General features: G+C 44.9%; 13 protein-coding genes and 1 tRNA gene. 10 read left to right on the top strand and 4 right to left on the bottom strand.

The window, feature by feature from the left end:
• Nucleotides 1-11: 11 nt before the first annotated feature.
• On the bottom strand, nucleotides 12-227 hold the full coding sequence (locus ACO05V_RS20975; RefSeq protein ID WP_421856174.1) for a TIGR02450 family Trp-rich protein: 216 nt from the start codon (nucleotides 225-227) through the stop codon (nucleotides 12-14).
• 113 nt (nucleotides 228-340) lie between these two features.
• Here ACO05V_RS20975 and ACO05V_RS20970 point away from each other — a divergent pair, with 113 nt between their 5' ends.
• From ACO05V_RS20970 to rep, 4 genes are all read left to right on the top strand, one after another.
• A complete protein-coding gene (locus ACO05V_RS20970) occupies nucleotides 341-1,852 on the top strand; it encodes a YifB family Mg chelatase-like AAA ATPase (protein ID WP_421856171.1) in 1,512 nt (503 codons plus the stop codon).
• A gap of 79 nt (nucleotides 1,853-1,931) precedes the next feature.
• The gene (locus ACO05V_RS20965; protein ID WP_421856169.1) at nucleotides 1,932-2,711 is read left to right on the top strand and encodes a hypothetical protein; all 780 of its coding nucleotides are present in this window, start codon (nucleotides 1,932-1,934) and stop codon (nucleotides 2,709-2,711) included.
• 153 nt (nucleotides 2,712-2,864) lie between these two features.
• Nucleotides 2,865-3,788 (top strand): bile acid:sodium symporter family protein, encoded by a 924-nt coding sequence (locus ACO05V_RS20960; protein WP_421856166.1) that lies wholly within the window; start codon nucleotides 2,865-2,867, stop codon nucleotides 3,786-3,788.
• Nucleotides 3,789-3,949: 161 nt separating this feature from the next.
• The gene (gene rep / locus ACO05V_RS20955) at nucleotides 3,950-6,001 is read left to right on the top strand and encodes a DNA helicase Rep (protein ID WP_421856163.1); all 2,052 of its coding nucleotides are present in this window, start codon (nucleotides 3,950-3,952) and stop codon (nucleotides 5,999-6,001) included.
• A gap of 13 nt (nucleotides 6,002-6,014) precedes the next feature.
• Here rep and ACO05V_RS20950 read toward each other — a convergent pair whose 3' ends face one another.
• On the bottom strand, nucleotides 6,015-6,353 hold the full coding sequence (locus ACO05V_RS20950; protein ID WP_421856160.1) for a c-type cytochrome: 339 nt from the start codon (nucleotides 6,351-6,353) through the stop codon (nucleotides 6,015-6,017).
• Between the two features lie 144 nt (nucleotides 6,354-6,497).
• On the opposite strand from ACO05V_RS20950, the gene ACO05V_RS20945 reads away from it, so the two are divergent.
• From ACO05V_RS20945 to ACO05V_RS20935, 3 genes are all read left to right on the top strand, one after another.
• Nucleotides 6,498-6,791, top strand: coding sequence for a putative quinol monooxygenase (locus ACO05V_RS20945; RefSeq protein ID WP_421856157.1), 294 nt, complete (start codon nucleotides 6,498-6,500; stop codon nucleotides 6,789-6,791).
• Between the two features lie 205 nt (nucleotides 6,792-6,996).
• Nucleotides 6,997-7,073 (top strand) — tRNA-Arg (locus ACO05V_RS20940).
• Between the two features lie 121 nt (nucleotides 7,074-7,194).
• Complete coding sequence (locus ACO05V_RS20935; RefSeq protein ID WP_421856154.1) at nucleotides 7,195-8,367, top strand: hypothetical protein; 1,173 nt, start codon at nucleotides 7,195-7,197, stop codon at nucleotides 8,365-8,367.
• Nucleotides 8,368-8,388: 21 nt separating this feature from the next.
• Here ACO05V_RS20935 and nhaR read toward each other — a convergent pair whose 3' ends face one another.
• Nucleotides 8,389-9,285, bottom strand: coding sequence for a transcriptional activator NhaR (gene nhaR, locus ACO05V_RS20930; RefSeq protein ID WP_421856150.1), 897 nt, complete (start codon nucleotides 9,283-9,285; stop codon nucleotides 8,389-8,391).
• 123 nt (nucleotides 9,286-9,408) lie between these two features.
• Between nhaR and ACO05V_RS20925 the strand changes: the two genes are divergently transcribed.
• The 3 genes from ACO05V_RS20925 (at nucleotide 9,409) to ACO05V_RS20915 (ending at nucleotide 11,873) form a co-directional block, all read left to right on the top strand.
• Nucleotides 9,409-9,822 (top strand): HPF/RaiA family ribosome-associated protein, encoded by a 414-nt coding sequence (locus ACO05V_RS20925; RefSeq protein ID WP_421856147.1) that lies wholly within the window; start codon nucleotides 9,409-9,411, stop codon nucleotides 9,820-9,822.
• 234 nt (nucleotides 9,823-10,056) lie between these two features.
• Nucleotides 10,057-11,643, top strand: a complete 1,587-nt coding sequence (locus ACO05V_RS20920) for a type I restriction-modification system subunit M (RefSeq protein WP_421856144.1) — start codon at nucleotides 10,057-10,059, stop codon at nucleotides 11,641-11,643.
• Nucleotides 11,640-11,873 (top strand): hypothetical protein, encoded by a 234-nt coding sequence (locus ACO05V_RS20915; RefSeq protein WP_421856141.1) that lies wholly within the window; start codon nucleotides 11,640-11,642, stop codon nucleotides 11,871-11,873. Before ACO05V_RS20920 ends, ACO05V_RS20915 begins: the two co-directional genes overlap by 4 nt.
• Before the next feature lie 21 nt (nucleotides 11,874-11,894).
• On the opposite strand, the gene ACO05V_RS20910 is transcribed toward ACO05V_RS20915, so the two are convergent.
• Nucleotides 11,895-13,106: an IS256 family transposase gene (locus ACO05V_RS20910; protein WP_421856882.1), complete on the bottom strand. Its 1,212-nt coding sequence runs from the start codon at nucleotides 13,104-13,106 to the stop codon at nucleotides 11,895-11,897.
• Between the last annotated feature and the right edge of the window lie 54 nt (nucleotides 13,107-13,160).

Raw genomic sequence — 13,160 nt, 5'->3', positions numbered from 1 at the left:
GGTCGCACTGATTATTTCCAGCCTTGAAGCCAGTCTTCAGAAGAGGTCAGTGATTGCCAAGCTAATTGATATTGGTTTTTATTGATAACGGCTTCAAGAATACATTCGGTAACGATGTTCTCTTCATCCCGAATCAATTTTGTGACAATGAAATGCTTCTCTTTTTGTTGCGGTGATGTAGATGTCCATTTTGACAGCAGAAGTTTGTTGGGGTTTATTTGGTGCATTGGGATTTTGTAACCTTATAAACTGAATGAAATACAGATACGAAAAAAGTGACAAGCTGGATTGCTTCTCATGTAATAAAGTACCAGACAAATAATTTGATCAAGGAGTGATCATGAGTTTAGCCACTATTTATAGTCGTGCCCGTGTGGGCGTGTCCTCCCCGCTAGTAACAGTCGAGACTCATATATCAAACGGACTGCCTTCTCTAAATATTGTGGGGCTTCCTGAAGCGGCCGTTCGAGAAGCAAAAGATCGTGTGCGTAGCGCGATAATCAACAGCCATTTTGAATTTCCCACCCGACGTGTCACCATTAACCTAGCACCAGCAGATTTACCCAAAGAGGGCGGCCGATATGATTTGGCCATTGCTATCAGCGTATTAGTTGCGTCTGGGCAACTCGGAGATTTGAATCTTCGAGACACAGAGTTTATCGGTGAGTTGGCTCTGTCGGGTGATATTCGTGGCGTGCCCGGTTTATTGCCATCGGCCATTGCTTGTCATCAGGCGAATCGTCAACTGATTTTACCGGAAGATAATCAGCAAGAAGCCGCATCGGTGGAAGGCAATGCTGTTTTTGCCAAACACTTAACACAAGTCACTGCGCATCTTTTGAAACAAACCGCTTTATCTGCTTGTGTTTCAAAACCCACCGAGCCTTTACCTTTGGATCATAAAGACATGCGCGATGTAAAAGGCCAATATCAAGCTCGAAGAGCCTTAGAAGTCGCCGCAGCGGGTGGGCATAATCTATTATTTATTGGTCCAGCAGGAACAGGCAAAACCATGTTGGCGTCACGCTTACCAAGCATAATGCCTGCTATGACTGAAGCCGAAGCACTGGCTGTGGCGTCTGTTCAATCGGTAGCAGGGCGAAAAATGGGACTTGATTGGCATTGGTCCGAACGTCCGTTTCGGTCACCGCATCACTCTTGTTCTGCTGCGGCGTTGGTGGGAGGTGGTTCAATCCCTAAGCCAGGTGAAGCCTCGTTGGCACATTGTGGTGTACTCTTCCTTGATGAACTTCCAGAATTTGATCGCAAAGTATTAGAAGTACTGCGTGAGCCTTTAGAAAACGGTGAAGTGCATATTTCCCGTGCGCGTGGGCAGATGTCTTTTCCTGCTCGCTTCCAACTGGTCGCAGCGATGAACGCCAGCAATGAAGCTTATAATGGCGGGCAGGACTATTACCAATCCAGCGCCAGCCAAAAATACCTCAAAAAACTTTCAGCGCCGTTTTTGGATCGTATCGATCTACACGTAGAAGTTCCGCCTCTACCTTCTAATGTCTTGGTGAACGCTCAAGAAGAAGGAGAATGCAGCGATAGTGTTCGTGAGCGAGTAGAGCGCGCCGTTGCGATACAAAGATCACGTCAAGGGGTGCAAAATGCGTTACTAAGTGGCCGTCAGTTAGAAGTCATTTGTGCGTTAAGTGATGACGATAAGCGGTTCATGCAACAGGCGTTGGAAAAGTTAAAGCTCTCGGCTCGTGCCTACCATCGAGTCTTAAAAGTCGCGCTTACTTTGGCAGATTTAAGCGATTCTCCCGTTACCAGAGCACACTTAATGGAATCGTTGAGTTATCGGAAAATGGAGAAGACGTTATCTATGGCGGTGTCTTCTTAATTAATTAGCCATGTCAGGGAGTAGGTTATTTCTCGTATTCGTGATAAAAAGCTAACAATAAATATAGAGGAAAAAATGGATGTTTAGAATATTGTTTATGCTTTTTCTTATGTTATTTGGTTCCATTTCTTTGGCTGAGTCCCGTGGTTTCGATTTAGAATTAGGGCCGCATATTTCTTCTATTGATTATTCTGAAACAGGCGGTGTTTCTCAGCGGGGAAGGACGTCTGGTATTAATGCGCGATATTCTGCTTATTTTCCTTTTACCGTCCTTTTGGTTGATTTGTCTCATGCCAGTGGCGATGTGAATTATAAGGGAGCTGGTGAGATAAAAGGCATAAAAGATGAATTATATGAATTGCGCAGCATGATGGGGCGAGCCTTTTATGTGAATGATTCTTATCGTCTCACGCCGTATTTAGGTTTGGGTTATCGTCGTTCAACCGTTGATTCTAGCAATGATATATCTTCCACTTCTGTCGTTGGCTACAAAAGCCAGCAAACTTATTTATACAATCCAATTGGTGTCGAAATTCAGCAGCTAATGGGCGATAACGCTTGGGTAGTTGGCGGGCGTTTTGAATTCGATAATCTTTTATTGTCAAATAACGAAACACGCTTAGGAGAGCCTGGGGCGTACAAAACTGTAGACTTGTCTCAAAAAGACGGTCGCGGTTATCGATTCTATTTAAATTTTCGTCAATTTCTGAATACCAATGGCAGTGGGATAGTTATCGAACCTTTTTATAAATACTGGGAAGTATTTGGTTCTCCACTTAAAAATGATTCTACTGTTGCTGATGCAAATATAAAGCATGATTCTGAAGAGTGGGGCGTGGCTGTACTGCTCTCTTTTTAAGATGCTTTAAGCGTACGAAAGCTATTTTAACTCTTTTCATTTCGATACAATCCTCTTCCCGTTTTTGGGCTAATAATAATTAAATAGTCGTTGCGTGCCGCGTTTGTTGATTTATTGGCGACAAGGGCGAGTGGCTTATGTGGAGTTTTGTCTATGGTTATCCAGCTGTTTCCTGTTTGGGCCTTGTTGTTGTCAGCAATCGCCTTTTTTCAACCGGATTTGTTCGTCGGATTGAAAACTCAAATCGTTCCGTTATTAACCCTCATTATGTTGGCGATGGGATTGACCTTAAGTCCAGCGGACTTCAAACAAGTGTTGAAGAACGGCAAAGCCGTTGGCGTGGGCGTTTTGTTGCAATTTTTAGTCATGCCGATTGCGGCGTTTGGCGTTGCCTTTGCGTTTGGTTTTGATACGGAATTAACCGTTGGTATGTTGCTAGTCGGCAGTGTCGCTGGTGGTACGTCATCGAACGTGATGTGTTATTTAGCGAAGGGCGATACCGCGCTGTCTATTTCTATGACGGCTATTTCTACCTTGTTGGGTGTGATATTAACGCCATTCCTAGTGTCTTTGATGATTGGTCAAAGTGTCGATGTACCTGTCGCTGGTATGTTGATGAGCCTGTTTAAAATCGTATTATTGCCTGTCGCAGCGGGTGTTTTGATTAACACTTTCTTCTCAAAATTTGTCCGTAAGGCAGAACCAATTTTTCCTTATATTTCGATGTTTGCCATCGTACTAATTATTGCCATTGTGGTGGCATTGAGCGCCTCTAAGATCGTTCAAGTAGGACTGGTCGTTGCGGCCGCTGTGATTATTCATAATGCGATTGGTTTGACCCTAGGTTACTGGGTCACTTACTTGCTTGGCTTTGATGCGCGCGTTTGTCGTACCATTGCTTTTGAAGTCGGCTTGCAGAACTCTGGTCTAGCGGCGGCGCTGGCGGTGAAATTCTTTACACCAATGGCGGCGCTACCTGGAACGATTTTCAGTGTGTGGCACAACATTTCAGGTTCTTTGTTGGCGAGCTATTGGAGCCGTCGACCTGTCGCTGAAAGTAACAGCAAAGATCTCTAAATAAGATATTTCGTTATCGTCAAAAAAGGGATGCTATTTGCGCATCCCTTTTTTGTGCCTTTTGTTTTTGCTCTTCTGGTTTTTTCTCTCAGTGCGGCAAGACTCATTGTCGGGTACACTTACGGCTGATTTTTTATAGCCATACGAGCCAGAGTTTTTCCATGAGTGAGTCAATGCCGTCCATATCCCATCGTCTTCGTAATTTGAATGAGCGTCAGCTAGACGCCGTCAAACAGATCGATGGTCCTTTGCTAGTATTGGCGGGTGCTGGATCGGGAAAAACCAGCGTAATCACCACAAAAATAGCCTATCTGATTCAAACATGTGGCTTCAAAGCTAACAGTATTATCGCGGTGACTTTTACCAATAAAGCGGCGCGAGAAATGAAAGAGCGTGTTGTCGGCATGCTGTCTAAACAAGAAAGTCGCGGCTTGAGTATCTCGACTTTCCATAATTTAGGCTTACGGATTCTTCGTAAAGAATATCGACGCGCGGGTTTAAAAGAAGGCTTCACCTTATTTGACTCCCAAGACTCCCTTAGTCTGATCAAAGAAATCCTCGACAAAGAATTTAACGGTCAAACCGATTCCGCAGCTTATTGCCAAAATACGGTTTCTAACTGGAAAAACGATCTCACCACGCCGCAAGAAGCCATGACCAATGCGGACACTGAAGAGTTTCTGCTAGCCGCGCAAGTCTATGTGCAATATCAGCGTTATTTGCGTGCTTACAACGCGGTGGATTTTGACGACTTAATTTTATTACCGGTTAGCTTATTAATGGCTGATGCCGAGCTGCGTGATCGTTGGCAAAACAAAGTCCGCTACTTGCTGGTGGATGAGTGCCAAGACACCAATGCCAGCCAGTATGAATTAATTCGTTTGCTAGCAGGCTTTCGTCGTTGTTTTACCTTGGTGGGTGATGATGACCAATCTATTTATGCGTGGCGTGGTGCGCGTCCAGAAAACCTAGAGCGCTTATCGGTCGATTATCCTAGCTTAAAATTGGTCAAATTGGAGCAAAACTATCGCTCGACCAAGATCATTCTGAAAGCTGCGAATACGCTAATCGCCAACAATCCGCACATCTACGATAAAGCCTTGTGGAGTGATCACGAAGAAGGTGATCCGATTCGTGTCATGGTCACGCGAAACGAAGATGCAGAATCTGAACGCGTGGCAGCCGAAATTCAATCACGTCATTTGCGCCATGAAATTCCTTATCGAGACTTTGCCATCTTGTATCGTGGTAACCACCAAGCGCGCCTCTTAGAAATTAAGCTGCAAGCCTACCGTATTCCTTACAAGATAAACGGTGGCACCTCGTTCTTTTCGCGGGCAGAAATCAAAGATTTAATGAGCTATTTACGTCTCTTGGTGAACCCATCGGACGACAATGCGTTCTTGCGTATCGTGAACTTACCACGCCGAGAAATTGGCCCTGCAACGTTAGAAAAGGTCGGTAACCTTGCTACCGAACGTGGCGTGAGTTTGTTTGAAGCATCGGGTTACAAAGAGCTAGAAGACACCATTACAGGTCGCTCGTTAAAAAGTTTGCAAGATTTTGAACGTTGGATGTCCACCTTGCGCCAGCGTTTAGAAGGCGGTGCATCGCCTGTGCCCGTGATCGAGCAAATGATTCACGACATGGATTATTACGGCTGGATTCAAGAGCAAACTTCTTCCAATAAAGCAGGTGATCGACGTATTGAGAACGTGCGCTTCTTGCTGGACTCGATTCAACGCATGATGGAATCCGCATGGGAAGAAGACGAAACAGCAGGCTTGGATCAAGCAATTAGCAAGTTACTATTAATTGACATGTTAGAGCGCCAAGAAGAAGAGGAAGATGAAGACAAAGTACAGCTTCTGACACTTCACGCTTCCAAAGGTTTGGAATATCCCCATGTGTTTTTGATCGGTTGTGAAGAGGAACTTCTACCACACAGAAACAGTATAGAGAACGACGACATCGAAGAAGAACGACGTTTGGCCTATGTGGGAATCACCCGAGCGAAAAAGACCTTGTGCATCACTTTAGCGGCGAAACGTCGCCAATACGGCGAAGAAATTGACTGCTTGCCGAGTCGATTTTTGGATGAACTACCGGAAGAAGATCTTGTTTGGGAAGGGCGCGGTGACGAAGGTGAAAGCGCGAAAAAAGAACGCGGTCAAGCGTCATTATCGGCGTTAAAAGCCATGCTTAATGGCTAACTTAAGGTTTCAGTTAAGGCTTCGAACTCTTGTCGATCATGAATTGAATTCCACCACGTAGCTCATCTTCACTGCAATCAAAGCATAAACCTTTTGGTGGCATGGCCTTAAAACCTTTGGTTGCATGTTTTAACAAGATATCCATGCCTTTTTCAATACGCGGCTGCCAGTCGGCGTTTTTGCCAAATTTCGGTGCGCCTGCGACGCCATTCATGTGACAAGCAATGCAATAGCTGTTGTAAAGTGCTTCGCCTGAACGTGCTGCACTTGCCAAAGAAGAAAGCCCTAGAGCGAGACAAACGACACTAAGAAAAACGATGCCTTGTGTAAAAGTCGTGATAGAAAAAGTCACAATGAATCCTTAGCGATTTAGAGTCAAAAACGATACAGTTATTAGAACACAAAGGCGTGATTTCCATCGTGTAATTTTTTCTTTCGCTTTGTGTTTTGCTTCTACTTTATTTTTATAACATGTTAATAAGACAAGGAAAAAAACATGACCACCGAACTAGTTCTCGTCGCCAACATTACCGCCCATTCAGGCAAAGGCGCAGAGTTAAAAACCGCTCTAGAAGCTTTACTTGTGCCTACTCGCGCAGAAGTCGGCTGCTTGCAATATGACCTTCATCAAGACAACAAGAACGCTGAGGCGTTTGTCTACTTCGAACGTTGGAGTAATTACGACGTTTGGCAAGATCATATGAAAACAGACCACATTAACGCCTTTCTTGAAGTGACTAAAGATGTCATTGCCGAGTTTAACGTGACGGAACTGCATAAAATCGGGTAGGTGTTTTGTGCTTGATTCACTGTTCACGCTATAAACGGCGATCAAGAAAACCTGACTGATGCTAAAGCAATAAAAAACCGCCTATATCTGTTCTTTATTGCTTTAAGCACTGGAATCTTGAAGGATTTCCTTTAGAATACGCACTCCAATTTGTTCTGGCTCATTTTGCATCATGCAAAAGTATCACCGCCACGCAACAAGCAATGCGCCCGTAGCTCAGCTGGATAGAGCGTCGCCCTCCGGAGGCGAAGGTCGGAGGTTCAAATCCTCTCGGGCGTACCATTTCTCTTCGAAATCATTTCTTTTGTTTCTAACGTCTTCGTTTTTCTTCTTAGTTGTGTTTTGTCGCTATTTCACCTTGTATGCTGTTATAAATAAGCGCTGCAAAGAAGAGTGTTAAAACGTGATCAAACAAGCAAAACACATTAACGGTTATTACATTGCTATCTTACTGGCGATTGTTTTTTCTTGGTGGGGCTTTTTAGATACCAAGGCATCCGACTATGTTTCCTCTTCCTTGGTGCAGGCGTTAAGCGCATTTGGCTTGGCGAAATTGTTTAACGCCACCGTTTCTGTACTGCAAAGCATCCAAATCAGTGTGTTTGTCAGCTCCGTTACCATTGGCGAGTTATTAGATCCTTTCAACGACATGGTAGAAGATTTTTCTGGTGTAATGAAGGTGGCGGTGTCGTCGCTTATTTTTCAAAGCATTTTGCTGAAAATCATTGCCACTGTGTATTTCAAAGCTTTTGTTACCTTGTCGGGTTTGCTGTTTGGTTATTTGTATTGGGCAAAAAGTCGTTTAACTGAAGTGGCTTATAAAGTCTTTGTGACGGCGGTTGGTGCGAAGTTTTTATTGGTGCTGGTGGTTTTGTTATCGGCCTTGGTTGATGCCTCGTTTTTGAATGAAGAAAAGACACAAACCATGGATAAAATCCAAGTGCATTCTGAGGACATGAACGAGGTCACGACAGGACTAGGTGTTGCGGCGGATCTCAAACAATCCCTTGATAAAGACAAACAGACGCTTCAAATCAAACTAGACGAACAGCAACAAACCCTGTCGAAACATGATGAGCGATTGGTGGATCTAACCGCTCAGAATGAATCTCTCAATCGTCAAATAGCCGCGCGCAAAGAGATGTTGTCTACCTTAGATATTCTGTTTAATAACGATGAAATATTAGCGGACTTGCGTACACAGCAAAGCGCCCTGAGTGATGATCGTCAGCGTACAGAACAAAACATCAAGACCTCGCAAAATAAGATAAATGCCTTGCAGCGATCCATTGCTGATCTAGGCAATCTCACCTTAGAAGACCAAGGCTTTTTCTCATCCATTAAACAAAGCACCTTTGGGCTGAGTCATTTTAAAGACAAGATCAGTGAGTATGTGGAAACCCTCAATGGCTTGGTAAACGACTTCCTTACATTGCTGGCGCTGTTTGCCTTTAATACTGTGTTGATCCCAGTGTTGTTTCTCTATCTAGGCGCAAAAGGCTTCAAATTGATTTGGCAAATGAAACCGTCTGATCTGATAGAGCGAGCTAAAAAAAGCCTAAAAGAGAGCCTATAAAGCGCTGCTATTTTTGCTTTCTTATTTATGCTTTAACCAGCCTTTCGCCGCGTCAATAATGGCGACAATAGCAGGGTTGGAGAGACGTTGTTCGGTGGCAATGGCGAAGAATTGCTCGCGTATTTCTTCGCTGCTGCCGATGACTTTCACTTGAAACTGCTGCGCTACCTCATTCGCAATGGCCGATGGCACGATAAACACGCCTGCGCCTGCCTGACCGAAGGTTTTCATTAAGGCTCGGTCGTCAAACTCGCCCATGATTTTTGGATGGATATGGTGTTTTTCTAGCCATTGTAAGAGTTGAATTTGTATTAAAGATTGGTCACTCGGAATCAAAAAAGGCGCGCCTATTAAACTCTTTGGAAAATCCGCTTTACCTTGTTCGATTAGGTTTGGTGCCGCCATAAAAGACGTACCACATTCCCCTAAAAAGTGATTAAAACCACGCACACCCAAGTGTGGAGGAATCGGACCATCAGCGATAATAAGGTCTAATTTATGCAAGGCTAACTCGCCCAATAAATCCTCTAAGCTGTTTTCTTTGCAGACAAGTCGTATCGGATCTTCTAACGCCATGGCTGGCGCTAATAATCGATAAGCAATGGATTTTGGGATCGAATCCGCAATGCCGACGCGCAGTAATTGCGTTCTATCGGTCGATGCGATGCGTACTGATTGTTCCAGCTCACTGCCTAAGGAAAATATCTCATCGGCGTAACTCAGCACCATATGGCCTGTATCGGTCAACGCGAGGTTACGACCGACCTTGTTGAATAGGTCTTTGCCCAGTTGTTCTTCTAGCAAACTAATCTGTCCGCTGATGGTTTGCGGGGTAATGTGCAAATGTTCGCTGGCTTTTGTAATGCTGCCTTGCTTTGCCACCATCCAAAAATAATGCAAATGTTTGAAATTGATCATATTTCACCATACTTCGAGAAAAACTAACTGTTTACATAAATAATTCGATTATATCTTATGAGTTTTGTTAGTAACTTGAAGTTTCCAACATAACTTACTCATTCATGAGTGAAGGAGAACAAGATGAGAATCAAAGTCCAAGCACGTCGTCTAGCTCTTACCAAAAGCCTTAAAGCTTATGTGAAACGTCGTCTTAATTTTGCCTTGAATTCCCGTTATGACAATATTCAACGAGTGACCGTGACGCTTACCGACGTCAACGGTCCGAAAGGTGGTGAAGACAAACACTGCCAAGTTTTGGTCAAACTCACTGGCCAAAAAGAAGTGGTCATTAGTGAACAACAAGCTGATATGTATGCCGCCATAGACAGCGCGGCTAGTCGCACAAGTCGCACCGTGACACGACGTCTCGAGCGACTACAACACAAAGCTACGCGACTTAAAGCCGCCTTTCATAAGATGAGACCGCAAAAGAAAATGCCGCGCGACATCTATGAAGAATACGAAAACGAATACGGCTATTACCAACATGCTTGAGTAACCACCTAGATTCCCTGAACCGATAAATGTAACAACCGCTTTAGGCGAACCAACTAACTTGGTTCGCCTTTTTTTGTTTTACAGTACAAGCCGTCTGTAAGGTTGACATGGCAAGGCTGCCGAGGCTTAATCCCCAGCATTTAGCGTCGTGAAACTTGTCTGTTTTTTTACGGTTTAATCCAGCGACGACTCATGCAAATTATGCAAACGTGACACCATTCAGGAATGAAAATGAGCAATATCAATCAAAACGAAGTCAACAGCGCCGTTTGGGCCGCGTGTGATACTTTCCGCGGCACTATTGATTCTTCCATCTACAAAGACTTTGTACTGACCATGTTGTTCTTGAAATACATTTCCGATGTACGCCAAGACAAACTCGACGACCTCACCAAGCAATTCGCCGATGCACCCGAGATGGTGCAAGCCATGATGACCAGCCAATCGTTTCAGATTCCCGACGGGGCGACCTTTTGGGATCTGTACGAGCAGCGTCATCAAGCGGGCAATGGCACACGCATCGACAAAGCACTTCACGCCATCGAAGAGGCTAACGGCGCCAAGCTGAAAAACGTCTTCCAAGACATCAGTTTTAATACCGACAAACTCGGTGAAGAAAAACAAAAGAACGAGCTGCTACGCCATTTACTAGAAGACTTCGGCAAAGAGACGCTCAACCTGCGCCCCAGCCGCGTTGGCTCTTTGGATGTGATCGGCAACGCCTACGAATATATGATCAAGCATTTTGCCGCCAGCAGCGGTAAATCCGCAGGGGAATTTTACACGCCGCCGGAAGTCTCGGATTTACTCTCCATCGTGTTAGAACCTCAAGAAGGTGACAGCATTTGTGATCCAGCCTGTGGCTCGGCTTCCTTGTTGATGAAGTGTGGCAAGCAAATCCAAAAGAACTTCAACGGCTCGAAGAATTACGCCTTGTTCGGTCAAGAATCCATCGGCTCTACCTGGTCCTTGGCGAAAATGAACATGTTCCTGCATGGGGAAGACAACCACCGCATCGAGTGGGGCGACACCATACGTAATCCGCGTTTGATTGACACACTTGACCAGAGCAATCACACCTTGATGCGCTTTAATGTGGTAACCGCCAATCCACCATTCAGTCTGGAAAAATGGGGCCACGGTCTAGCTGAAAACGACGTATTCAACCGCTTCCATCGCGGTGTGCCGCCGAAAACCAAAGGCGATTACGCCTTTATTTCCCACATGATCGAAACCCTAAACGAAGAAAACGGCCGCATGGGCGTGGTGGTGCCCCACGGCGTGTTATTTCGTGCGTCCAGCGAAGGCAAAATTCGTCAGAAATTGATCGAAGAAAACTTACTCGATACCGTGATCGGCTTGCCTGAAAAACTTTTCTTTGGCACCGGCATTCCGGCGGCCATCTTGATTTTCAAGAAGCATAAAACCGACGATAAAGTGCTGTTTATCGATGGTTCCCGAGAATTCAAACAAGGTAAAAACCAAAACTTTCTCACTGACGAGAATATCCAGAAAATCGTCCAAGTCTATAAAGACAGAGAAACCACCGACAAATATTCCTACCTTGCGACCTTAGGTGAGATCGCCGAGAACGACTACAACCTCAACATCCCGCGTTATGTAGACACTTTTGTGGAAGAAGACGAAATCGACCTGATGGTCGTGCGCCAAGAACGACTCGCGCTGCAAACCGAACTGAGCGACCTAGAAGCGCAAATGGCCGGATTCTTAGAGGAGTTGGGTTACGATGGGCAGGATGCCCAAGTGCCGCGAGCGCAGGGATGCGCAAGAGCGGCGGATGCCGGAGGAGTGAAATGATGATTCCTAAGGGCTGGGAACGTTATGCTTTAGGTAAAATAACTGAAACGATTACCAGTGGTTCTCGTGATTGGGCTCAATATTATTCTGATGTGGGTAGTAAGTTTATTCGAATGACGAACTTACCTCGTGATGGAATATATTTGAAGCTTGATGACTTGAAATATGTAGATGTGAAAAGTGATTCATCCGATGGTCAAAGAACTTCGTTAAATTCTGGGACCCTGTAACAGATTCTGTGTAACTACCATTTAGTTAAGGTGCTTTTCGAGTCGCTCCTCGAACTCAATAATAAATCGACTCATCGCTTGGCGCCAGTTTTGAATGGGCATTGTCCATTTTTTACTGGCCTCTCTAATGGCAAGATAAACCATTTTCCTCGCAGAATCGTCGCTTGGGAAGACTTTACGTTTTTTAATGGCTCTACGGATGACACTGTTCAGTGATTCAATAGCGTTCGTTGTGTAGATCGCTTTGCGGATATCGTCAGGGTAACTAAACAGTGTATTAAGATTATGCCAGTGATTGCGCCACGATTTGGTGATTTGCGGGTATTGATCGTCCCAGACGCCTGCGAAACGATCTAACTCCAACAAGGCTTCTTCTTCCGTTGCAGAGCGGTAAACTTGCTTTAAGTCCGCCGTCACCGCTTTGTAGTCTTTCCATGATACATACTTCAATGAGTTGCGTACCATATGCACGATACACAGTTGAATGCTGGTTTGTGGGAAAACGGCATTGATGGCTTCTGGGAAGCCTTTTAGACCATCAACACAAGCGATGAGAATATCTTCTACACCACGCTGCTGAAGCTCAGTGAGGACGTTTAGCCAGAACTTAGCCCCTTCGTTCTCAGCAATCCACATGCCCATGAGTTCTTTATGACCGTCGGTGTTGATACCGAGTGCCAAGAAAATCGATTTATTGATAACACGCTTATCTTGGCGGATTTTCAACACAATACAATCAAGATACACAATGGGATAGATGGCATCCAAGGGGCGTGCTTGCCATTCAGTTACTTGCTCGATCACCGCGTTGGTAACACGTGATACCAGTGTCGGAGATATCTCAGCACCGTACCATTCATCGAAGGCATTGACGATGTCTCGGGTGCTCATACCTTGCGCGTAGAGCCATAGGATTTTATCGTCCATGGAAGTAAAGCGGGATTGGTGCTTTTTGACCAGCTTTGGTTCAAAAGAACCTTCGCGGTCACGAGGCGTATCCAGTTCAAACTCACCATCTTCCGTCTTAATACGCTTACTGTTCTTACCATTACGACTGTTGGTTGACGAGGATTTTTGATGTCTCTCGTAACCCAGATGCTCATCCATCTCTGCATTCAAGGTCGCCTCAACGGTAATCTTCTTCAGCATTTGGCTAAATTCGTTAAGATCCTCAGGCGTTTTAATGCCTTTGGCGGCTTCTTTTGCGAAGGCTTCCAGTTCTTTTTGGTTCATTTGCATCTACCTATCCTTAATTCTCTATAGAATATGTTGTGATAGGTAGTTACA

It is taken from the genome of Marinomonas sp. (genome assembly GCF_965225885.1).
GTDB lineage: Bacteria > Pseudomonadota > Gammaproteobacteria > Pseudomonadales > Marinomonadaceae > Marinomonas.
Note: the sequence above shows the minus strand (reverse complement) of the source record. Positions and strands in the feature narration are given on the sequence as shown.